This is a genomic window from Candidatus Phytoplasma fraxini (genome assembly GCF_038024965.1).
Lineage (GTDB): Bacteria > Bacillota_I > Bacilli_A > Acholeplasmatales > Acholeplasmataceae > Phytoplasma > Phytoplasma fraxini.
Genome location: NZ_CP146843.1, coordinates 515,825 through 540,893 on the forward strand (window position 1 = coordinate 515,825; position 25,069 = coordinate 540,893).

The 25,069-nt window shown below is 26.7% G+C and carries 15 protein-coding genes, 4 tRNA genes, 3 rRNA genes and 1 other RNA gene; all 23 read right to left on the bottom strand.

Annotated elements, in window-relative coordinates; genetic code table 11:
* Positions 1 to 3: 3 nt before the first annotated feature.
* The 23 genes from rplU to AADV48_RS02655 all read right to left on the bottom strand — a co-directional run bounded on the left by rplU (position 4) and on the right by AADV48_RS02655 (position 24,469).
* On the bottom strand, positions 4 to 321 hold the full coding sequence (gene rplU, locus AADV48_RS02545) for a 50S ribosomal protein L21 (protein ID WP_341266506.1): 318 nt from the start codon (positions 319 to 321) through the stop codon (positions 4 to 6).
* A 309-nt stretch (positions 322 to 630) separates the two neighbouring features.
* Entirely contained in the window at positions 631 to 771 is a 141-nt protein-coding gene (locus tag AADV48_RS02550) for a hypothetical protein (RefSeq protein WP_341266507.1), read from the bottom strand.
* A gap of 199 nt (positions 772 to 970) precedes the next feature.
* Positions 971 to 1,516 (bottom strand): DUF6119 family protein, encoded by a 546-nt coding sequence (locus AADV48_RS02555; protein ID WP_341266850.1) that lies wholly within the window; start codon positions 1,514 to 1,516, stop codon positions 971 to 973.
* Between the two features lie 669 nt (positions 1,517 to 2,185).
* Entirely contained in the window at positions 2,186 to 2,494 is a 309-nt protein-coding gene (locus tag AADV48_RS02560) for a hypothetical protein (protein ID WP_341266508.1), read from the bottom strand.
* Positions 2,495 to 3,006: 512 nt separating this feature from the next.
* A complete protein-coding gene (locus tag AADV48_RS02565) occupies positions 3,007 to 3,591 on the bottom strand; it encodes a hypothetical protein (protein WP_341266509.1) in 585 nt (194 codons plus the stop codon).
* A gap of 87 nt (positions 3,592 to 3,678) precedes the next feature.
* Positions 3,679 to 4,122 carry a hypothetical protein gene (locus AADV48_RS02570; RefSeq protein ID WP_341266510.1) on the bottom strand — a complete coding sequence of 148 codons (444 nt, stop codon included), beginning with the start codon at positions 4,120 to 4,122 and terminating at the stop codon, positions 3,679 to 3,681.
* Between the two features lie 55 nt (positions 4,123 to 4,177).
* Positions 4,178 to 6,859, bottom strand: a complete 2,682-nt coding sequence (locus tag AADV48_RS02575) for a PHP domain-containing protein (protein WP_341266511.1) — start codon at positions 6,857 to 6,859, stop codon at positions 4,178 to 4,180.
* Between the two features lie 51 nt (positions 6,860 to 6,910).
* Complete coding sequence (gene lysS, locus AADV48_RS02580; RefSeq protein ID WP_341266512.1) at positions 6,911 to 8,398, bottom strand: lysine--tRNA ligase; 1,488 nt, start codon at positions 8,396 to 8,398, stop codon at positions 6,911 to 6,913.
* A gap of 246 nt (positions 8,399 to 8,644) precedes the next feature.
* Positions 8,645 to 9,056, bottom strand: an RNA gene (gene rnpB / locus AADV48_RS02585) — RNase P RNA component class B.
* A 158-nt stretch (positions 9,057 to 9,214) separates the two neighbouring features.
* On the bottom strand, positions 9,215 to 10,081 hold the full coding sequence (locus AADV48_RS02590) for a hypothetical protein (protein WP_341266513.1): 867 nt from the start codon (positions 10,079 to 10,081) through the stop codon (positions 9,215 to 9,217).
* Between the two features lie 142 nt (positions 10,082 to 10,223).
* Complete coding sequence (locus AADV48_RS02595) at positions 10,224 to 11,405, bottom strand: AAA family ATPase (protein ID WP_341266514.1); 1,182 nt, start codon at positions 11,403 to 11,405, stop codon at positions 10,224 to 10,226.
* A gap of 463 nt (positions 11,406 to 11,868) precedes the next feature.
* On the bottom strand, positions 11,869 to 12,114 hold the full coding sequence (locus AADV48_RS02600; RefSeq protein ID WP_341266515.1) for a hypothetical protein: 246 nt from the start codon (positions 12,112 to 12,114) through the stop codon (positions 11,869 to 11,871).
* Positions 12,115 to 12,287: 173 nt separating this feature from the next.
* A complete protein-coding gene (locus tag AADV48_RS02605; RefSeq protein ID WP_341266516.1) occupies positions 12,288 to 13,073 on the bottom strand; it encodes a hypothetical protein in 786 nt (261 codons plus the stop codon).
* A gap of 617 nt (positions 13,074 to 13,690) precedes the next feature.
* A complete protein-coding gene (locus AADV48_RS02610; RefSeq protein ID WP_341266517.1) occupies positions 13,691 to 15,811 on the bottom strand; it encodes a polyribonucleotide nucleotidyltransferase in 2,121 nt (706 codons plus the stop codon).
* A gap of 76 nt (positions 15,812 to 15,887) precedes the next feature.
* Positions 15,888 to 15,963, bottom strand: a tRNA-Asn gene (locus tag AADV48_RS02615).
* Between the two features lie 30 nt (positions 15,964 to 15,993).
* Positions 15,994 to 16,069: transfer RNA gene (locus AADV48_RS02620), tRNA-Val, on the bottom strand.
* Positions 16,070 to 16,076: 7 nt separating this feature from the next.
* Positions 16,077 to 16,191: ribosomal RNA gene (rrf, locus tag AADV48_RS02625) — 5S ribosomal RNA — on the bottom strand.
* 44 nt (positions 16,192 to 16,235) lie between these two features.
* A 23S ribosomal RNA gene (locus tag AADV48_RS02630) occupies positions 16,236 to 19,090 on the bottom strand.
* An 81-nt stretch (positions 19,091 to 19,171) separates the two neighbouring features.
* A tRNA-Ile gene (locus AADV48_RS02635) sits at positions 19,172 to 19,248 on the bottom strand.
* A gap of 83 nt (positions 19,249 to 19,331) precedes the next feature.
* Positions 19,332 to 20,866: ribosomal RNA gene (locus AADV48_RS02640) — 16S ribosomal RNA — on the bottom strand.
* Together the 16S, 23S and 5S rRNA genes with 4 tRNA genes alongside form the textbook arrangement of a ribosomal RNA operon.
* A gap of 88 nt (positions 20,867 to 20,954) precedes the next feature.
* Positions 20,955 to 21,040 (bottom strand) — tRNA-Tyr (locus tag AADV48_RS02645).
* A gap of 193 nt (positions 21,041 to 21,233) precedes the next feature.
* A complete protein-coding gene (locus tag AADV48_RS02650) occupies positions 21,234 to 22,373 on the bottom strand; it encodes a hypothetical protein (RefSeq protein ID WP_341266518.1) in 1,140 nt (379 codons plus the stop codon).
* Positions 22,374 to 23,500: 1,127 nt separating this feature from the next.
* Positions 23,501 to 24,469: a hypothetical protein gene (locus tag AADV48_RS02655; RefSeq protein WP_341266519.1), complete on the bottom strand. Its 969-nt coding sequence runs from the start codon at positions 24,467 to 24,469 to the stop codon at positions 23,501 to 23,503.
* Positions 24,470 to 25,069: the final 600 nt, after the last annotated feature.

A 25,069-nucleotide genomic window follows, 5' to 3' on the forward strand; every position in this document is an offset into this window, starting at 1 on the left:
CCTTTAAAAACTAATTTGAGTAATTAATAATTTTGTATATAATTGTCTATGGCCTTGTTTTAAACGATATTTTTTCTTCTTTTTATATTTAAAAACGATAATTTTTTTATCTTTGCCCTGTTTAATCACTTTAGTCTCTATTTTAGCTCCATTTATAAATGGGGTTCCTAAAATACTTTTCTTATTTTGAATATCTTCAATAGCTAAAACTTTATCAAAAGTATAATTTTGATCTACTTCAAGAGGTAATTTTTCAACAAAAATTTCTTGGCCTTGAAATACTTTAAATTGTTTACTGCCAGATTTAACAATAGCAAACATAAATAAATACCTTGAACTCTCTCTAATTAAGTATGAATAAATAATTTATAGATTTTTTTAATATTTTTAATATTAAAATAAACTTTTATATTATTTTTTAATCATTAAATTTTTTCTTTATTTAAATAAAAACTACATTAATAATATCACACATACAATAAATTGTCAATATATAAACATCTATTTTTATTTAAAATATTCTGTATCTTTATATAAGATATTGTTTTTATTATCATAAAGTTTTTTAAATTTATTCATAAAAATATTGAAATCATTATTTTTTTATATAATCATTTGAATAACATCATATTATTTTTTAACTTTAGCAATGGATATTTCAACTTTTACTTGTTGTTGTTCGAGTTGCATCATATTGTAGTATAAAATAATCTGAGAAGGAATAGGTATTTGTTGAATTATAGTGGCATCATCATTTTCTCTATCATCCAAAATAATTAAATAATTTATTGTAACTTTTTTGTTTCGTAATTTATCTTGAATTGTTTGTAGTAATTCTTTTTCTTTAATTGTTTTGTCGTCCTTGTTTAATTCTTTTTCTTTAGTTTTGTTTTCTTTGTTGATTAAGTCTTCGACTATTTTGTGTAGAACTTTCTCATAATTATTAATTAAATCAGGATTATTAATTATTTTATGTGATAAAAAAACTTTGAGAACTTAAACGACTAATTGATGCACCATTATAAGAGCTCTTGGTACCATATTTATTCATTAAATTTTTAACATGACAAAACATAATATTGTCTTCTTGTTTTATTCCAAAAATATCACAAACTTCAATTCTAAAATTTGGGTTATTTTTAATGGTCAAGGGTTTTTGATGACATTTTATTAATGTTATGTTATTTTTGTTTGATTTATTTTGATTATCTTTTTCTTTTATTATTTGGTCTATATATTTATCTTCACTATTTTCTTTTTCCTTATATAAGAATAAATCTTTATATTCAATATTTAAATGTTTTACTAAATAATTTGTCATTTTTTCTCTATATTTTGAATTAATGACAAACCATTTACCTTTTAAAAACAAATATTTATTATATGTAGTTAAAATACAATTTATAAAGTTTTTCGTTTCTGATTCATCTGAAGAATTATCTATTTTCCTTACAAGAAGTATTTTACTTATATTTTGAAATATTTTATCATTTTTATCTTTTCTAAATTGCTTGATATAAAAATTTTAAAAGCATTCAAATATATCATCTGTTTTCTCTATTGTATTTAATTTCTGACATTTTGATTTTAATTTAAAATAAAATTCATTATGTAAATCAGAATTTTCTTGAAAATCCATAGTTATTAAATTTAATTCAAATTTTTGTTTTTTGTTGTCTTTTTTGTTGTCTTTTTTGTTGTCTAATAGTTGTTCTGATAATTGAATATTTAAACATTGTTCTTTCTTTTTGTCAGAAACCTTTTCTAAATTAAATAAAAAATCAAATTTATTTGGGGGCTTTATCCTTGCAATAATATGTATTTTTAATTTGCATACATAATTTACATAATCGACGTAATTTATATTCAGAAGTTTTTATTTTAAAATTAAATTTATCTCCGCCATGTACTTTTGTGTTCGATTGTAATCCTTGGATTGCACCTGAAACAAGACAACCTTCTAAAATCGGTAATAAACCATTATAATCATTAAGAATTTCTAAGTCTGGTTAAAATCCAGAACGACCAAATAATTCTACTTGTTTAGTTTTTTTATCAAAGACAGAAAAGCATTTAACTTTTTTTATTTTTGTCTCATCAATACAATTCAATAATGTTATAACACCGAAATTGGATTCTACATATTTTTGAATACGATAATCAGCTATTTGGCCGAATGTTATAGCTAAATAAGATGCTTTACATCTTTTTTGTCTTTATCATGCGTTTTTATTAATATAATAGCATCTCTATTTAAGCTACAAATGTTTGGGTTTAGGTCCTCCAAACCTAAATATTGTTCCCAATCATATAATTCTTGTTCTTTAATTTGTGTTCGGTAATAAACTTGGTAATGTTTATCTTGTGATAATTCTTCCAGCAACTTAAATTCATTGTTATCTTCATCCTTATTCAATTTATCAATGTCGAATTCTTCTTTTAATAAAAATAAAGAAATTTCAATTGATTTATTTGTATTTGAACTAATATTCAAACAACCTCCTATATTAATTTACAATGTTAAATATGTAAATATAACTTAATTGAAAAATTAAATTTGGATTAAATAAAAAATATTAAAAATATTTAGAAACCTTTCTACTTGAGTTAAAATTCAAAACAAAAATCAAAATTAAATAATTTTAAATTTAATTATTTAAACAACTTAATAATGAAATATTTTATTCAACAAGAAATTTAAATATTGTCTGCATAAATAATAAATTTTAAAATTTTTTATATTATACTATAAAATACTTTTTTATTTTTTATTTAATTTAAAAATATATTTTTAGAAAAGATATAAAAACTATTTGATGAAACTTTGAATTTTGATTCTTAACAAATTAACTTACATTCTGTTTGAGTTGTTTTATATTAAAAAAAAGATCAACTAAATAGTTGATCTTAAAGAATTCTTTTTTATAATTATCATTACTAAGAAAGGAGTGATTAAATGATTATAAAAATTAAATATGAATAAGTTGTTTGAAAATATTCCACAATTTAAAAATTTTTATTCTTTATATCCCCAAAATCTTTTAATTGAACTTTGAAATAATAAACTAAAAGTCCACCTAAAAATAAATTCAAGATAAAAGGGATTAAATTATGAATAAAAACAAAAACCAAAATATTGTTTGCCAAACGTTCATTACTAGAAGAATAAATAAAAAAACTAGATAAAAAAGAAGAAAACAATCTTAAACAATTAATTAACAAAAAAACTGAAAACAATCTTTTATTACTAAAAAATTTTTTTTGTTTATCAAAACAAAAACCCGAGATACTAATAATCAAATCAGGAAATATATAATCCAAAAAAACAGAAAGCAAAATTTGAAAAAAACTTAATTTTAAACTTTCCATTACAGGTTGCCAAGAAGAAAAACTTCTTATTAAATGAAAAAAAGAATAAAAACAACAAATAAGAAAAACACTTGGAAAACCTAATAAACAACCTGATATAAAAATAATAACTAAAGGTAATTTGAATAATCGAATATATGAACTTATAAATATATCTGTTATAACGGATATAGTTATAAAAAAAGAAATAATAATAATTTGTTGTAAAAAAGTTTGCTTCATAAACAAAATCTCTCAAAAAATATACATTTTGTAAATTTTTCTATTTCTTATTTTGCAAAATATATAACTCAATAATTATTATTTTTTTTACGAAAAGATTTTACCAGAAAAAAAAAATTCTAAAAAATAAATAACAGAAGGACAACCTATAGAAATCCAAATACCCAAACAAGCACCTACCAAAAAACCCAAACTAATACCAATTAACCCTTTTTTAAAACCACAATAAATAACAAAAATAAGAATACCAATAATCATACCTTTAAGATAAATTATTGTTTTTTCTGTATCATTTAAATCTTTATTGAGATAATATTCTTTAATTTTTTTTATATCAAAAACATCAGAAAATGTACATAATTGATTTTTCCAAATGTCTCTTGTTGAACCTCCAACATTATAAGCAGAAACAAAACAAAAAATAATAATGCCTAAAACAATCACAAACCAACGAAAATATTTATTATGACGACAACAATTAGGAATCAATTTTTCCTGAAAAAATAAAACTGTTTTTTTATATAAATTCATTTAGATCATATTTCCTATTCCTATATATTCTATTATATCACTATAATATGATAATTCATAAAAGCAAAGTTTTCAAATCAAAACCAAAAATTTTATTCATTTCTTGTTTTAAATATTCTTCAGAAAACTCCTTTAAGAAAATTTGTTTTTTAAAAGGTAATAAATATTCTTCATGTTCTAAATATTCTAAATTAGATTCATTTAATAAAGTATTTTTATTAAGTCCGAAATCACTAAAAGCACCTGCTAAAACTAAACTTCTTAACAAATCATTGTTTAAAACCTTTTGACATCTATTTTTAAAATCATAAAAATTCACAAATTTTTTTATCTTTCTTTCTTTCATTATAAATAAAGCTATTTCTTCATTTACATTTTTAATCGAAATCAAAGGCAATAATAATTTTCCTTCAATTAACTCATATTTAAGACCACTTTTAAAAATATTAGGAACTATAATCTGAATCTTATTATTTTTTTGAATTTTTTTCAATAAATCTTCTGTTTCGGAAGGTATTTTTTGATATTCTTCTAAAAGTACTTTTGCAAAAAGATAAAAATAATGAGTTTTTAAATAAGCCATGCGATAACTAATCAAAGAATAAGAAACACTATGACTTTTATTAAAACTATAATTAGAAAATTTTAAAATATAATCGTAAACACTAGCAGCTATTTTTTCAGAATGTCCTTTTTGTTGACTACATTTAATAAATTCTGTTCTAATTATTTTTTGTTCTTTATCATCGCTATCAGATTTTTGAATTATATATTTTGTAAATATTTCTGCTTCACTAAAATCATAACCAGCAAAAGAAAAAGCTATTTCCATAATTTGTTCTTGATAAAGAATAAGACCGTGCGTATTTTTTAAAATATTTTGTAAATATTGATAAGTTTCTTTGTCAACTAAAAAATTTTGCTGCTCTTGTTTATGACGGCAATAAGAATCAATATAATTGATTTGTCCTGGTCTATTCAAAGCTAAAGCAGCAGCCAAATCTTCAATTTTTTCTGGTTTGACTTTTTGTAACACTTTTTGAGCCATTAAAGATTCTAATTGAAAAATATATTTAGTATCGCCTTTTTGTAATAATTGATAAGTCAATTTATCATCAAAAGGAATTTGGTGCCAATTTATTGTTTCTTTATTATCAACGTTAATTTCTTTTAAGATTTTATCAATTAAAGTCAAACTTTTTAAACTTAAAACATCTATTTTAGGCAAACCTATCTTGGATAAATATCGATCTTCTATTTGAGTTTGATATCGCAAAGGAGAATTACTTTGAGGATTATTTTGAACAGGAAGATATTTCGTTAAATCCTTATTACTAATAATAACACCAGATGGGTGAGTGCTAGTAAATTGCGGTAACCCTTCTAATTGACCTAAAATTTTTTTTTGTTGTTCATCAAGTTTTGATGTTTTTAAAAATTCTTTTTGATATCGAATATAATTAGTATTTTGAAGAAAAGATTTTTTAGTTAAAGTGTTAAAAGTAATAATATTAGCTGTATACGATGGGCCATATTTATCATAAATATATTTTAAAATAATGTTTATTTTATTATCTGGAAAATCTAAATCGATATCTGGTTTTTTATTTCTTTTAGAATTTAAAAACCTTTCAAAAAGAAGATTATAAAGTAAAGGATCCGCTTCTGTAATACCTAAACAAAAACAAACTAAAGAACCAGCTGAAGAACCTCTCCCCGGTCCTAATAAAATACCTTCATTTTTAGCATAACGCAATAAATCAAAAACAATCAAAAAATAATCCTCATAATGCATATCTTTGATAATTTTTAATTCTTTTTTTAATCTTTCATCGTAAAAAGAAAATTGAGACAATGAAATCGGAATTTTTTCTTTCAAAAAAGCATATGTTATTTTTTCTAAATAATCAGCAGACGATTCTTGTGATATTTGAGAAAATTTAGGTAATGTTAAATCTGAAGGAAAAATGTTTAAATATTGAATAGGTGCAATAAAAGACTCTAAATCTAAAAAAGATTCTTTATACTCATCGTAATAACTTTGATATTTAATATCTATTTCTTGTTGAGTTAAAAATTGAAAAGACATATCCAAATCTTTAGAAGGATACATCAATTGGAGTAATAATTGATGAGCTTCTCTTTGAGAAGATTCCAAAAAATTTGTTTTATGAACAACTACCGCTGAAATTTTCAATTTTTCTACTACAAGAGCTAAAATATTATGCGCAAATAATTCTAAAAAGTCTGATTGTAAAGATAAACCAAAAAAAAACAAATTGAAATTATTTTTTAATTGAACAAAAATTTTTTCTATCAAATTTAAATCCGAAATATCAGAAAGAAAAAAATCTACATTACTTAAAATAAAAAAAAGCCCTTCTTGAAATTGTTTTAAAGTTGTTAAAGTCATTTTTTGAGAATTAGTTCTTATCCAATTAGAAATCTGAATTAAATTATTAATGCCGACGTCATTTAAAGCGTAAATTAAGACTCCAATTTGTTTATTTTGACCAATAATATCATTTAATGCTAAATATATTTTTATTCCTAAAATAGGTTTTATTTTATATTTTTGACAAATATCAAAAAATTCCACTATGCCGTGTAAATTTTCATTATCGCTCAAAGCCACAAAACGATAATTATTCTCTTTAGCTTTCCTTACCAAAACCTCTACAGAAGGAATGCTTTCCATAATACTATAATTACTTTGTAAATAAAAAACACCTATCATGAACAAACCTCTATGAAAATGATATTTCTAATAATTTTAAAATAAAAAGAATTATTTTGGGTTATTAGCAAAATGAGGAAATAAAATAACATCTCGAATATTAGCAGTATTGGTTAAAAACATTACTAAACGATCTATTCCTATACCTAAACCCCCTGTAGGCGGCATTCCGTACTCTAAGGCTTCGATAAAATCTAGATCTAATTCTTCAGTTTCTTCATTACCTAATTTTTTTTGTAACAATTGATCTTCAAAACGTTTCTGCTGTTCAATAGGATCATTTAATTCACTAAAAGCATTCACTAATTCTTTACCAGCTATAAATAATTCAAATCTATCTACAAATTCTTCGTTTTCCATGCTCTTCTGAGCTAAAGGACTTGTTTCAAAAGGATAATTATAAATAAAAGTTGGTTGAATTAAATTTTTTTCTACAAATTCTTCAAAAAAAGCCATTATAATATGTCCTTTGGTATAAAAAGGTTTTATTTCAATATTATGTTCTTGAGCTATTTTTTGGCATTGTTCTAAATCCATTTTCTTTTTAAAATCAATACCTGTTTTTTCTTTAATTATCTCAACCATATCATATTTATAAAAAGTATTAAAATCAATCAAATATTCTTGATAATTAAATTTTAAACAACCTAACGTTTTTGTGCAAATTTCTTTTAAACATTCTTCTGTTAACTGCATTATATCTTTCATATTAGCATAAGCTAAATAAGCTTCTATTGTTGTGAATTCTGGATTATGAGTAGCATCAATGCCTTCATTGCGGAAAACTCTTCCTATTTCATAAACAGCTCTTATGCCACCAACTATTAATTTTTTCAAAGGTATCTCTGTAGCTATTCTTAGATAAAAATTAGATTCTAAAGCGTTATAATAGGTAATAAAAGGTTTAGCTGCGGCTCCACCAAAAACATAATGTAAAATAGGGGTTTCCACTTCTAAAAAACCTTTATTATCAAAAAAATTTCGAATAAGTTTAATAATTTTACTTCTTAGAAGAAATGTTTTTCTTGTTTCAGCATTAATAATCAAATCAATATATCTTTTTTTTCGAATATTTTCTTTATCTTTTAAACCTTTATATTTATCAGGCAAAGGCATTAAACTTTTACTTAAGTGAACTACATCTAAAGCTTTCACTGTTAATACTTGTGTTTTAGTTTTAAATAAATAACCAGAAATACCTATAATATCTCCTAAATCTGCTTTTTGATAAACTTGAAAAGCTTTGGCCGGAATTATTTTTTTATTTAAATAAATTTGGATAGAATGATCAAAATCTTGTAAATGCAAAAAACCAGCTTTACCCTGATTTCTATTAGTAATAATTCTGCCAGCAATATTAACTTTAATTTTTTTGCATTCTAATTCATCAGCATTTAAAGATGTATAATTATTTAAAATATATGAAATATTATTATCCACCACAAAATAATTACGAAAAGGATCTAATTGTAATTGTTTTAATTCTTCAATTTTGTTTCTTCTAATAATAGATTGTTCGATTATCTTTTTTTTAATCATTTTTAGTTTCAAAACCTTTTTTATTTTATTAAAATTAAAATTATATTTTTTTATATTCATTTTTTAAAACATAAATCATTATTTTATTTATTATATATTTAATAAAAAGAAAATGAATTTTAAAAATATATATAATTTCAATTCATTTACTAATAATTATAACACATTATAAAGAATAATAATTTCAACACGTGTTAATAAATAAAAAAAGAATCTTTCGAAAAAGATTCTAATTTAAAAAATAACATGAATAAGCCATGTTCTGTTCTTGTTTTTAAAATGAAAACAAGTGTGACCATTTATCTCTATTTTTAATTTTAAAAACAGTATAAAAACCAATTATAAAAATTTGCATTAGGAAAAATTGATTTTTATATGCTCCTACCATATTTTGGATTGCTAGCTTGAGGGGTTTACCGCGTTTCACTTAATTATTTCTAATTAACTCGTCTCTGTGGCACTTTATTTTTTATTTTCATAGATTTATAAATAATCCTTAGAATTTAAAAAGCCGTTACTTAATTTTCTTAAGTACCTTAAGTTATTTTTTTCTTAAGCACAATCACTACATGCTTCCCTAAAAACATGTGCTAACATGGACTTTCCTAAATCTAATTTTATTTGTCAAAATAAAATTAAACCTCGATCACCACTTTGTTATTTTTTAACAATAATATTTTATCAAAATTTATATTAAAAATATAAAGAATCTTGAAAATTTTTCATTTCATCCATATATTTTCTTTTAAAAAATTATATGGATGAATTATTTAATTATTGTTTATGATAACTACTCGTAATAATTTATGATTTGGTTTATTTTGAAGCAGTTGGGCTAATATCACATGCCACATGAATTGGTATTACACTGTTTAAGTTTACTTTATCTGCAATATGTCTAATTGAATCATTTATGTAAGGCACATATCTTATTTTCAATTTATATGTTATACGATCTTTTTGTAATAACTCTTGTAAATGTGCATGAATATCATTTTTGTCTTCATCTGAAGTGTCGGACTTTTCCATCATTCGAAATAATTCTATTTCCTTGTAGTCTTTACCTTTGTAATTTGTTTTTTGTGTTTGTGACAATGATCGAATAATTTGTTTTTTTTCATTAACAACTTGTTCTGATGATTTCCAATCTAAATCTTTATTTTTTTCATCAAACATTGGATCATTTTCTGGTCCGAATTTATATTGTAGTACTCCAAAATATTGGTTCCATTGTTGTGGACTATCTTTGTATGTAGCTAATTCATCTTTTGTTTCTTGTGAAAATTGTCCTTGAAGAAATTGACTCACATATACATAATATGGTTTCTCAGGTATTATATCTGGCAGAATTTCGATATAACAAGTTGCTGTTAGATACTTATTGTCTTCCAAACCAAACAACTTTAATCCTTTTTCGGTTTTACAAAATGCTGAATTTAACTCATCTTTTGTTACTATTGAACCTTCTCCCCAATATACTTTTTGTGTATCCGAATCTTTGTTGTATACTTTTATTTTTTGTTTGTCATATTCCCCTGGTGTGGCACTTTTTACAATTGAGTGAACTAAGTCGTATTTTACGGAATATTGTGTGACAGCAACAGCAAACAAAGACATTATTACTAAAGGGCAAAGTAAAACTAAAATGATAATAAAATTATATTTTTTTACATTAATTTTCAAATTTATCAACCTTTTACACTAAAATAAATCATTCTATTTAAATTAAAAATATTTCAATTATATTTGAAACATTTAAAAAATTTAATATTCATTTATACAAAATTCCTATTTGTTATTTTTATATTCTTGTGTTTTTCTTTCACTATTCTTTTTTGTTATGTCTCTCTGTCTTTTTTCGATCTTCAATATCTTTTACTTTTTCATCAAAAACTGATTTAACGATATCTTGAGAAATTACTGGGTTTGTATTGTTTTGAGAAACAGCACGAATAGAACATCCTCGTATAAACTTTTCTATTTCACGAATGGATTTTAAATCATCATGTTGCTCAATGTCTACTGCTAATACGTTTATAATATAGTTACAAGCTTCTGGGGTTATAGCATTTGTCTGTATTTTATTTAATTTATGTCGAAACAATTGTTGACGTGCTTGTGTTTCTAAGTATTTAACTTCTATGATATGTTCAAAACGAGATACAATAGCACTATCCAGTTCGTCAACATGATTAGTAGTTCCAATCCAAAAAACCATAGGCCCACTATTTGCATGGATACCAGTAAATTTATTTTTAAATTTAGTAACGATATTTTTAGTAGCTTGATTTTCAGCTTTTGTTAAATTCCCCCATGTATTTTCACATTCATCTATACATACTATAATTCGTTCGTGGTCTTTATCTTCTCGTACTTTGTGAAATAAAGCATCAACTCGACAAGGTCCTTCTTCCCTACTATATTTCTGAAAATCAGTTCCATCGATTTCAATATAAGCGCATCCAGCAGTTTTAGCTAAAGCTCTTGCTAAAGAAGTTTTTCCGGTCCCAGGACAACCATGAAAAATAATTCCTGTAGGTCGTTTTTGTTGAAATGTTGTTTCAATAGTACGTAAATTATTTATACACGTTTGAAATTCAGTTAAAGCTGCTTTTTCTCTATCTAATCCAATAAGTTGATCTAATGACAGCATGTCTTCAACATTTTCAAAAGTTATGTCCTTTGCTAATGCTTCTATATTATATCCCTTTGTGTGAAAACTAGCCATTTGATTTAAAGGTTTCTCAACTTGACTTATTTTCTCTGTCATATTGTTCAATCCTGTTTGTAAAGGTTTCTCAACTTGACTTATTTTCTCTGTCATATTGTTCAATCCTGTTTGTAAAGTTTTTTCTAACTGTTCAGTGTTTAAATTAATATTTTCAGATTCAAAAGTAATATTATTTTCTGAAGCAAAAAGTTTATAACAAATAATAATACTACAAATAGCCATTATTATTAATGATAAACTTGGAATAATATTAGATTTATAATTTTTTTTAACCATCTTAAATTTTTCTAATTAAATTTTAAGTTATTCCACTTTTTATCGAAATAAAATCTATAACTTATTGATTATATCATACTTTTTTAAAATAATTGTTAATATCTTCTGAAACAAATAGATATTTATATTTGTTTATTGATTTATATTAGTTTAAATATAAGATTTTTGATCTTTAAATAAAAAACATCTTTAATTTAATTCAAATAACTAATGTCATTTATTATAATAATTTAACTCATCTTAATAAATTCTTACTAAATTATTTATTGATAATCAACAATTTAATAAACAAAAAAATATCATTTTGTTTGCAATTATAATTTATAATAAGAAATTATATAAATATATAAATCGTTGAAAAAGAAATTATAATCAATTTGCATTAATATAACATTTTTGTCTATTGTTAAGATTTTCTCTTCTTCTCAAAATATATTCATATTAAAAAAGTATTCAAATCATCTTAATCAACATCTTTGGTTTTTGATTTATCTTCTTTTAATTTATTTAAAATATATTCATTCATTCCTTTGTTATATGCAAAGATATATATTGGAAAAGTACATATTAATAGATAATGCATAAAAGCACTTAATTGTTTACCTTGTTGTCCTCTTTTAAATCCTTTTTTCCATAAAACAATATTGCAAATAATAAGCAAAATCAAAATTAAAACATAACATATTTCTAATATTTGTGTTGTTGCCATTATTTAGCTCCTTTTCTAATTTTTTGAATATTTTTTTATAATTTTGATAATATTTTTGCTCTTTTTTTGTTTTTGATATATCTACACTTACTTTTATCAAAAATATTTGTTGTACCAATCTTTTATATTCATCACATTCAAATTACCTTTTATAATTTATTCATAAAGTATTATCATCTTATTTGATTTTTAAATTCTATTTGTTTAATTTTAATAAATAAATAACCACCGAATAAAAATATAACAAACAAAATAATACAAGACAAAGATATCAATATAATAAATGATTGATTTTTTAATTTGTTATTTATTTTATCTATTTTAATTTTGTATTTATTTAATTTTGTGATTAATTTATCTGGTTTTTGTATTGATTCTTTATATATTTCATTTATAATTGGTTTGTTTGGATTATTAGAATCTATTGTGTTGGATGGCGGGTTTGTATTAGAATCTATTTTGTTTTCTAACTGTGTGAATTTTTCATTAAACTGTTGTGTTAAGTTGTCATTTAATTTTTCTAATTCATCTATTTTATCTAATTTATCTAATTTTTCTAATTTCTTAGATATTTCTGGATTAATCCCTTGTGCATTATCTGTTTTGGATTTTGATACTGTTGATCTATTTTGCGACTTTGCTTTGTTTTTTTGTTCTAATTCATCATTATCTTTTCTTAATTTAGTATTTTTTTCTTCTAATACTTTGTGTTCCGCTTTATGTAATAATGTATCTATTTTATCTAATCCTAAACGTTGAGATACAACCGAAGGTAACAGACATAATTTATGAGATATATAAAGGATAAAAAAACAAAACAAAAAAATATGAAACAAAATTAATATATTACGTGTTAACGAATAAACAGATGAATTATTTTTATTTTTTTTAATATTTTTGTTTTTTCTAATTTTTTTGTTTTGTGTCAAATTTGAAGGTGTTTCAAAATCTAATTTCATTACTTATCACATTATCACTTATAAATTCGAAATAATCTATTAATATTCTTCATATATCCCAAACACTAATAAAATCCAAATAACAATCATCTCCAAGACTTTTGAAAATATATAAAAAAACTTTTATATATTTTCAAAAATTTTTTAATAAAAATAATTTATATAAAAAATAAATTATTTTGTAAAGTATAATATCATAAATAAAAAAAAATACAAGCCTTTATTTATTTTAGATTAAAAATCTAATACAAATTAGATATTTTGAATTATTTAAAAATATTAATCATCATATAAATTATGAAATTTTTTAATTTAATTGGTCTTCTTACACAAAAATCCAAACTAACAAATTATATTGTTGAGTTTGGATTATGTGGGTTATAATAAATAAAATATTATTTAATAAGAAAGTTTAACAAAAATTTATTAAAAAATAACTGTTTTTTATAAACAACTCAAACAATCTCTTTTTCATTATTGTTAGTTCGTTGAATCATCTTATAAAACTAACTCTATACCGCTTTGTTTTAAAATAATCCTTATAACCTTTTATATCTACTTAATTATAATCTTTTTTTAGATCTAAAATTATTTTTTTATTCATATTCAAAATAACTTTATATTTTCTTTTGTTCAACATCTCTTAAAGATAAAAATATTTTACCTTTATTATTAATTTCAATACACTTAGCTAAAACTTTATCGCCTACATTTAAAACATCTTCAACAAATTTTGTTTTTGTATGAGATAACTGACTAATATGTATAAAACCTTCAATATTTTGAAAAATCTCTACAACTGCTGCAAAAGATTGACCTTGATTATTAGTTAAAATTTTTAAAACGGTTACATCATAAATTTCATTTATCTCAATATTTTTAACTAAATTTAAAATATAATTAGCTGTTTTTTCAACAATATCAATATTTATATGAGTTATAAATATCTTACCATCTTGTTTGATATCTATTTTAACATCATCATGTTGTTCAATAATACGAGAAATAATTTTGCCGCCCGCACCTATAATATCTCTTATTTTATCGATTGGAATATTAATAATTTTAACTTTAGGAGCATAAATAGATACTTCCTTTTTATTTTTAGAAATAACCTGATTCATTTTTTTTAAAATTTTTAACCTAGCCAAACGTGCTTTTTGTAATAGTGTTTTTAAAATATTAAAAGTAATATCTTGTCTTTTAGTATCCATTTGTAAAGCAGTGATTCCTTTTTCAGTTCCAGCTACTTTAAAATCCATATCCCCTTCGTGATCTTCTAAACCTTGAATATCAGTTAAAACAACACATTGTGTATCATCACAAAACAAACCCATAGCTACTCCTGCTACAGCTTTTTTCAAAGGGACACCCGCATCCATTAAAGCCATTGAAGCAGCACAAATAGTAGCTTGTGAAGAAGAACCATTAGATTCTAAAATTTCTGAAACCGCTCTTATAGAATAAGGGAATTCTTGTTCCGAAGGTAAAAGATAAAATAATGCTTTTTCAGCTAAAATACCATGTCCAATTTCTCTTCTAGAAGGAGCCATATAACGACCTACTTCACCAACAGAAAAAGCGGGAAAATTATAATGTAAAAGAAAAATTTTTTCTTCTTCTTCTGTTAAATCATCAATCATTTTACTTTCTTTCAAAGTTCCTAATGTAACAGCTACTAAACTTTGTGTTTGGCCTCTAGTAAAAAGAGCTGAACCATGAACTCTAGGTAAAAAACCTACTTGACTTTCAATTGTTCTGATTTCATCTAATTCTCTACCATCGATTCTCTTTTTATCTTCGATAACCATTTTTCTAAATTCTTGACTTAACAAACGACTTACAATATTTTCTATTTCTAAAATTGTAACATTATCAATATCCTTATATTCTAATAATAATGTTTCTTTCAACTGATTAATATCTTTTTTAAATATTTTGGAATCTCTTTTTTGTTGTGCATTTATTTCTAAAATATTTTTTATTGAATTTGTATATTTTTCTCTAATTTGTTTATATAAATTTTCATTAATTTCTGGTTCTACCAAAAGTTGTTTTTGAGGATTTATTTTATCTCTAATTTCATCTTGAAAAATACAAAGTTTTTTTATTATATCATGCCCATAAACCATAGTTTCTTGTAATTCTTCTTCTGTTGTTTCTGCGGCAATAAGTTCGATCATATTTAAACTTTGTTTAGTACCTGATAAAGTTAATAAAAAATCTGATTTTTCTCTTTTATCTGAACTAGGATTAATAATTAACTCATTATCTATTCTGCCTATGCAAACACCTGCAACAGATTCTACAAAAGGAATATCCGATACAATCAAAGACAAAGAACTAGCTAAAATAGCGAACATCTCATTATTGCAATCATAGTCGCTACTTAAAATAGTATTAATGATTTGAATTTCTTTTTTTAAATTTTTAGAAAATAAATGTCTTAAAGTCCTATCTATTAATCGAGATTTTAAAACCTCATGATCAGAAGATTTTCCTTCTCTTTTAGTAAAACTTCCGGGTATTTTCCCTACAGCATAAAGTTTTTCTTGATAAATAACTGTTAATGGAAAATAATTTAAATCAGTATCTTTTCGACTTGCAACTGATACAGTTAAAATAACATTATCTTTATAACGAAGTAATACAGAAGAATTAGCTTGTCTAGCTAAATTATTTATTTCAACACTTAATAAATTATTTTCAAAAATAGTTTTAAATACTTTTGCAGTCACTTGAGTTTCCTTTTTTCTAAACAAATGTAAAACTATTTTTAAAAATAAAAATTAATTTTTACAAATTTTTTTATTATGGCGCCTATACTAGGGTTCGAACCTAGGACCCTCTGATTAACAGTCAGATGCTCTACCAACTGAGCTATATAGGCTTTTCATTTTATTATTTAAATTATCAATATTGGTAGAGGATGAGGGACTTGAACCCCCGACATTCTGCTTGTAAGGCAGACGCTCTCCCAACTGAGCTAATCCTCTAAAGTTTACCTTGGCTAATCTTATTTTTGCTTTTGAAATCAAAAACTATCTTCAGGTTAAAAGGACTTAACTACTGTATTCGGAATGGGAACAGGTGTTTCCCCTTTTATAAATAACCAAGGATCTTTCAAAACTAGATAAATACAACTTTTTTCATTCTTTTATAAAATCAAAGTCAATGGATCTATTAGTATCAGTCAACTCAAAAGATCACTCTTCTTACATCTCTGACCTATCAACCTGTTAGTCTTTCAGGGATCTCATAGGGAAATCTCATCTTAAAGGAGGCTTCACACTTAGATGCTTTCAGTGTTTATCCTTTCTATACATAGCTACTCAGCTATGGTCCTGGCGAACCAACTGAAACACCAGAGGTATATCCATCCCGGTCTTCTCATACTAGGGACAGCTCTTTTCAAATTTCCAACGCCCACGACGGATAGAGACCGAACTGTCTCACGACGTTCTGAACCCAGCTCGCGTTCCGCTTTAATGGGCGAACAGCCCAACCCTTGGAACCTTCTTCAGCTCCAGGATGCGATGAGCCGACATCGAGGTGCCAAACCGCTTCGTCGCTGTGAACGCTCAGAAGCGATAAGCCTGTTATCCCCAGGGTAGCTTTTATCCGTTGAGTTACGACCCTTCCATTCGGTATCGTAAGATCACTAAGTCCGACTTTCGTCCCTGCTCGACTTGTAGGTCTCGCAGTCAAACTCCCTTATGCCTTTACGCTCTCTAAATGATTTCCGACCATTTTGAGGGAATCTTATGAACGCCTCCGTTACTCTTTAGGAGGCGACCGCCCCAGTCAAACTGCCCACCAAACACTGTCCCTCGTAATACACTTACGCAGGTTAGAAACTAAAAAATTGAAGAGTGGTATCCCAAAGGTGACTCCCTCTAAACTGGCGTCTAAAGTTCTCAGTCTCCCACCTATTCTGTACATCAATTTCTCAAATTCAATATTAAGCTACAGTAAAGCTCCATGGGGTCTTTTCGTCCTGTCGCGGGTAATCGGCATTTTCACCGATAATTTGATTTCACCGAGACTCTTGTTGAGACAGCGCCCAAATCGTTATGCCTTTCGTGCGGGTCGGAATTTACCCGACAAGGAATTTCGCTACCTTAGGACCGTTATAGTTACGGCCGCCGTTCACTGGGACTTCAATTCAATGCTTTAACACATCTCCTCTTAATCTTCCAGCACCGGGCAGGCATCAGCCCCTATACATCACCTTGCGGTTTAGCAGAGACCTATGTTTTTGATAAACAGTCGCTTGGGCTTCTTTTCTGTGACTTTTACTTTTTACGTAAAAGTTCTCCTTATCCCTAAGTTACGGAGCAATTTTGCCGAGTTCCTTAACAAGAGTTTTCTCGCGCGTCTTAGTATACTCTACCATCCCACCTGTGTCGGTTTACGGTACAGGTAAAAAAACAATTAACCCTAGAAGCTTTTCTTGAAAGTATGACTTCGGTCATTTTACTTTCGGATCTCATTTTTTAGAATAAGAAAACGGATTTGCCTGTCTTCTCAAACTTGATCCTTCTACCCTAATCCATATAAAGGGCATGCCTAGCCTTCTTTGTCCCTCCATCAGTTGTTTTCTTAGTGCAGGAATATTCGCCTGCTTGCCATCGACTACGTATTTCTACCTCGCCTTAGGACCTGACTAACCCAGGGCGGACGAACCTGCCCCTGGAAACCTTGGGTTTTCGACGGATAGGATTCTCACCTATCTTTTCGTTACTTACACCGGCATTCTCACTTCTGATTTCTCCACCACTGCTTCCGCTATGGCTTCACTGACATCAGAACGCTTCCCCTACCATATTTAACATTTAAGTTAATATCCGTAGCTTCGGTATAATGTTTGAGCCCCGATAAATTTTCGGTGCGAAGTCATTAGACTAGTGAGCTATTACGCACTCTTTAAAAGATGGCTGCTTCTAAGCCAACTTCCTAGCTGTTTTAACGTCTTCACTTCCTTTTCCACTTAACATTAATTTAGGGACCTTAGCTGACGGTCTGGGCTCTTTCCCTTTTGACTATGGACCTTATCACCCATAGTCTGACTGCTGATTTATTTTCATGACATTCGGAGTTTAATTGAGTTCAGTACCCCGAGATGAGGCCATCACTCATTTAGTGCTCTACCTTCATGAAAATCTTTTGAATCAACGCTAGCCCTAAAGCTATTTCGGGGAGAACCAGCTATCTCTGAGTTCGATTGGAATTTCACCCCTAGCCACAAGTCATCCAAATACTTTTCAACGTATCCTGGTTCGGTCCTCCATGTGAGATTAATCACACTTCAACCTGCTCATGGCTAGCTCACTTCAGTTTCGGGTCTATGACATACAACTAAACGCTCTATTCAAACTCGCTTTCGCTGCGGCTCCGTTCCTTCAAACTTAACCTTGCTCTATATCATAACTCGCCGGTTCATTCTGCAAAAGGCAAGCCATCACTCCTTAACGAGCTCTGACTAATTGTAGGCATACAGTTTCAGGATCTATTTCACTCCCCTCCCGGGGTTCTTTTCACCTTTCCCTCACGGTACTAGTTCACTATCGGTCACTAAGAAGTATTTAGCCTTGGGAGATGGTCCTCCCGTCTTCCAACCAGATTTCTCGTGTCTTGCCGTACTTTGTAAGATACTCTAGATAAAAAGTTTTTCTTTACAGGACTATCACCTTCTATGGTATTTCTTTCCAAAAACTTCAAGTAACTTTTTATTTTGTAACTAGTATTAGTATCTAAGGCTTTTCCGCGTTCGCTCGTCGCTACTGACGGAATCGTTATTACTTTCTTTTCCTACAGTTACTTAGATATTTCAGTTCACTGCGTTCCCTTTTTGATATTAAATCAAAAAACTACAAGTTTATTGTAGTAGGTTGCCCCATTCGGAAACCCATGGATCTCCATTTATTTACAACTCCCCATGGTGTATCGCCGTTAATTGCGTCCTTCATCGGCTCTTAGTGCCAAGGCATCCACTGTACGCCCTTACTTTCTTCAATTTTATGAAGAGAATTTAAAAGCTATATTTATCTACTTTTCAAAGAACTTTCTTTTAAGCAGGACCGTTTATATTAATCTATTGGTGGGCCTAAATGGACTTGAACCACCGACCTCACGCTTATCAGGCGTGTGCTCTAACCAACTGAGCTATAGGCCCTTTGGTGCTTAAAAAAGAAAAACTTATTTTTTCAATCTAAGTCTTTCAAAACTGAAGATGATGAATTTATGTATTATCCTTAGAAAGGAGGTGATCCATCCCCACCTTCCGGTAGGGATACCTTGTTACGACTTAACCCCAATCATCAACCCTACCTTAGACAGTTCCCTCTTCTTGCGAAGTTAAGCTGCTGCTTTCGGGTATTGCTAACTTTCGTGGTTTGACGGGCGGTGTGTACAAACCCCGAGAACGTATTCACCGCGACATGCTGATTCGCGATTACTAGCGATTCCAACTTCATGAAGTCGAGTTACAGACTTCAATCCGAACTGAGACTGCTTTTTTGAGATTGGCTAAAAACTCGCGCTTCAGCTACTCTTTGTAACAGCCATTGTATCACGTTTGTAGCCCAGATCATAAGGGGCATGATGATTTGACGTAATCCTCACCTTCCTCCAATGTTTAATTGGCAGTCTCGTTAAAGTGCCCACCATTACGTGCTGGTAACTAACGACAAGGGTTGCGCTCGTTTTAGGACTTAACCTAACATCTCACGACACGAACTGACGACAACCATGCACCACCTGTGTCCCTGATAACCTCCACTATATTTCTATAGCTTTGCAGAGCATGTCAAGACCTGGTAAGATTTTTCGTGTATCTTCGAATTAAACAACATGATCCACCGCTTGTGCGGAGTCCCGTCAATTCCTTTAAGTTTCATACTTGCGTACGTACTACTCAGGCGGAGTACTTAATGTGTTAACTTCAGTACCGAGTTTTATCCCGACACTTAGTACTCATCGTTTACGGCGTGGACTACCAGGGTATCTAATCCTGTTTGCTACCCACGCTTTCGTGCCTCAGCGTCAGTCAAGACCCAGCAAGCCGCCTACGCTTCTGGTGTTCCTCCATATATTTACACATTTTACCGCTACACATGGAATTCCGCTTGCCTCTATCTAACTCTAGTCAAGGTAGTTTCTATAACAAGACAGCGTTAAGCACTGAAATTAAATTATAGACTTTCCTAACCGCCTACGCACCCTTTACGCCCAATAATTCCGGATAACGCTCGCCCCCTATGTCTTACCGCGGCTGCTGGCACATAGTTAGCCGGGGCTTATTCATTGAATAACGTCAAGATAGTTTTTCCACTATTTTTTCTTCTTCAATAAAAGAACTTTACATACCGAAATACTTCATCGTTCACGCGGCGTTGCTCGGTCAGAGTTTCCTCCATTGCCGAAAATTCCCTACTGCTGCCTCCCGTAGGAGTTTGGGCCGTGTCTCAGTCCCAATGTGGCTGTTCGACCTCTCAGTCCAGCTACACATCATCGTCTTGGTAGGCCATTACCCCACCAACAAACTAATGTGGCGCAAGCTCATCTTTAAGCATACCTTTCGAAAAAGGTCTTTTAAAAATAAAAAGATGCCTTTTTATTTCCTATCCAGTCTTAGCAACTGTTTCCGGTTGTTATCCTCGTCTTAAAGGTAGATTACTTACGTGTTACTCACCCGTTCGCCACTAAAACCTTTTGAGGGGTTTCCGTTCGACTTGCATGTATTAGGCACGCCGCCAGCGTTCATCCTGAGCCAGGATCAAACTCTTTGTTTTATATTTTAATTTCATAATAATAAAATTAAAATGTTTAATTAAATTTTTATATAAATATCATCTTCAGTTTTCAAAGAAATAAACTAAATGGTGGAGAGGGATGGATTCGAACCATCGTACCTTTTACGGAGCAGTTTTACAGACTGATGCGTTTAGCCACTTCGCTACCCCTCCTAACATAATAATTTAAAATTTTAAATAAGTATTTCTACCTAAAATAAAACTACAACTAATTTTAACATAAATTTTAATCAAAATAAATATTTTTATAAAAAAATTGAAATTTTTTTAATTATAAAAATAATAATAAAAAATCGAATAATTTTATATACATTATTCGATTTATAAAAATTTTATAAAAATTTTTTTATTCTAATTTTTTCTTATTCATATTATAAAAGTAATAACCTACAAAAGCTAAAGTTGCTATAACTATAGCAATTCCTAAAGAAATCCACCATTTTACATTACTGCTTTTATCTTTGTCTTCTGTTTTAACATCTTCTGTTGTAGATTCTTTATCTTTAGAATTTTCTTTTTTCAAATCTTTTTGGTCAGTTATTGATTCTTTTTTTTCAGTTGTTGATGAAGTTTGAACTTGTTTTTTCCATGTTAAATCGTTAACTTTTCCTTTAATTAAAGAATCATCAACTTGAAGATTAAATTTCCCTTTATCATGTGCAGAACCTTCTGTAATTTCTGGATTAACATCACTAATTATAATTTTATCTTCTTGTAATTGATTATCTTTAAAAGACTTGCTTATTTCCTCTTTAATATATTGACGAATAAATTTTTCAAATAAATCTTTTTTTAAAGTTTTTTCTTGAGGTATTGAAATATCTAATTTTTTGGAAACATCTATAAAATTAGACAAATCAAAAAAATAAGTATAAGAAAATTCTACTTCGCCTTCGTAAACTTTTTTCCAATCATTTTGTTTATCTTTAATTTTAACTTTATTTGTCTTTAAATCAGCACCTGTTACTAAACTTAATATTTGTTGTAAATATTCTTTCTTTGGAGCCTTTATATTTTTTTCTAATATTTTTGTTAAAAGATCATCAAACTCAAAAGTTTTTTTATCTTTTTGAGATAATTTTATTGCTCCTAATTCTCTATTAGAAAATATTTCTGACAACGGGCGTGTTTTCAAAGTAAAAGTAACTTCTACCTTATTTCCTTCAGTTTTTTTATAATTATTATTATTAGTACCAACTTGAATATTAGCTTTTGTATTATTTTGAAATACAACATCCAGTTGATCTATTTTAACATTTGAATTTTTAGCTTTTAATGTATCTAAAATCTGTTGCTCTGGTGTTTTGTCAGCTTGTCTAATTATTTCACCTAAATTTCTTGTTGTAAGATCTGTTTCTAATTTAGTTTCTGTTTCACCCAACACACTTATTAAAGCAATATTATTAAAAAATAAAATCATAAAAACAAAAAATATAAATACTGTAATACTAACATTTATTTTTTTATTTATTTGTTTTATTTTCATTAAGATTTTATGACTCTTTCCATTTTATATTTATAAATTTAATTAAATAATTTGAAATGCAAATTAACTAAACTATAAAAAACATGAAAGGAATATAAATATTAATATTATATTAATACATATTAATTTTACAATAAAATGAATTAAAAAATTCATAAAAGATTTTTTATTATTATTTAATATTTATTCTCAATAAAACCAAAAATGAAAACAAACCATTTAAATTAATACTAAAATTTAATACAATTAATTACAGCAATTAGATTTTTTTCATTTTGCTTCAAATATCATTCACAAAATGGATCATCTTTCAAAATAATAATTTTACATGCTTTATTAACATCATATGATATTAATTTTATTTTTAATTGGATTTTGTTTAATTCTTTTTTTTGAACAAAATTATTAACAGTTGTTTTGAAAAAATTTTTTTAAAATTATATGAACTTTGAGATTCTTTAAGAACTTCCAATTGTTCTAAAACTTTATTAACACTGTCTAAAAGATGTTTTAGTTATTTAACTGTTTTTTAAAACAATAAACATTGTGGCGACCACTGTGATGTCCCTTTTTTTGTCAAATCATTATTTTTTTCATCATTTACACAAAGAAAAAGTAAACTCCAGTTGTTAAAAAACCTGCCAAAAAGAAAAAAAGGAAAAAAGTTAAAAAAACTTTGTTTTTTAACTTTTTTTAAAAAATATTAAAACAAGTAATAATGAATTTTTTCGGTATAAATATTTGAAAATTTTTTTGAGATATTTAAATAGTTCTATGCACTGTTCTTTTCGATTTAGTTACGAAATGATTTTTTTATGCGTTTTTAAGTTTTTTGTGCAACTTATCCATAAAATTCTTTATTTTGCGTTATCATCTTGACGTTTAAACTTTGCTTAATAAATTTTTTTGCTATAATCCTTTATTCTTTTATTTAGTAGATGAAGGCGATGAATTATTGCATTATCAGGTATTATAGTTCGTTAAACTGTTTTTAATAAGGATTTTTTAACTCTTTTTTTTGACTCCTATTTGTTTGACTTTTAGGTAAAAGAAAAAGTCAAACTGTTTTTTAATAAACATTTTGACTTGTATTTATTTTGACTTTTAAGTGTTTTTGTGTTAATAAATCAGAACCCTTTTGTCCACCATGGTCCCTTTTTTTTTGAAGGAGCTGAATCTTTTGGATTATTTCTTTGGACTGTAGAACCACTCGAACTTGTTGAATTAGATTCTTTGCGAAGAACATGTTCTAATATTCGTTCTACATCTGAATTATCAGAAGTAGATTGTGCTATATTATCACGAAATTCTGATGAAGATAGTTTTTTAAACAATTGTCCATCCAATAACGAAGGATACCAAAAACCACCCAAAGACACAGCAATTAAACATATACCCAACACTTGCAACCCCGATCTAACTGATTTATTATTCACAATAAATTCCTTTTTCAAAAAACATAAACCTACAACCGATAACATAACAGATAAAAAAGAAAAAATAATAACAGTTACAAAAGGTAATAAAAAATCACACTTCAATAAGCGATTCAAAGTTAGTTTTTGATTCGAAGAAGTAGAATAACTACTTAAAATTCCCATCATTTTAGAAAATTCAAGACTTACAATATAAACAAAAGGGGAAATAAATATAATAAATAATTTCTTTTTGTCTATATTAGAAGATGCATCCATAGTAAAATAAAAAATCAAATATAAGGCAGGTAAAATAAGTCGTTGTAAACGAAAGAAAAAATTAGTAGCATCATTTCTATCCATTAAAATGTTCATACGATTAGAAATTATTTTTGCTCCATCTAAAAACACATAAGTACTGAAAATTAAAGCAATAAAAGTTAATAACTTATAAATTTTACTATTATGTAAATGAACTTGTAAATACATAAAAAAAACAATTATAATTAATATATTAGATATATTAGGAGCATAGCTAAATAAAACGGCACTTTGGATACCGTCTCCTGTTTGAGCAGCAGCCATAATATTAATAACTAAAGTAAAGCCGCCAATAATAAAAGTACCAACAAAAATAATTGTTTCTAATACTTTTATATTTCCGCGATTAGATAACTTCATAATTTTTATAGCTTTGTCTTTCTAAATATTTATTTAAATATTTTATAATTCATAATTTTGTTTAATTATATTACAACTAAATTCGATGTTTATTTAAAATAAAAATAAATTATAAATGAAACAACAAGAATTAAAAGAATAATTTAGTATTCTATATAAATAATATAATTTATCCAAAAGTAAATAAATTTAAATTTATTTATTATTCTTATAATAACTTAAAAAAATGAAAAAATCAATACTTTAAAATTTTGTAAATTTTATTATCCAAATAAGATGAAAATGATATTTTATTTTATTAAACACTTTTTTATACCGAGATAAGACATTATCTGCTGAAACGCATTTTATCTATCCATATTAGATATTTGTTATATTTATATTTGGAAAATATTTTTCTGTTTTTCTTTATGAAAAGATTATAAAAATTAGTTTATTAAAAAATAATTTTTATAAATGTTCAAAAACAATTATTTTGAACATTTAATTTAATAAAAAAACTTTTATAAATTCTTACCAAGAATTTATAAAAGTTTTTTTATTTTTTATTATCACAAAATTAATTAAATTTAAATGTCAAAAATTTTAGCTTTCTACTGT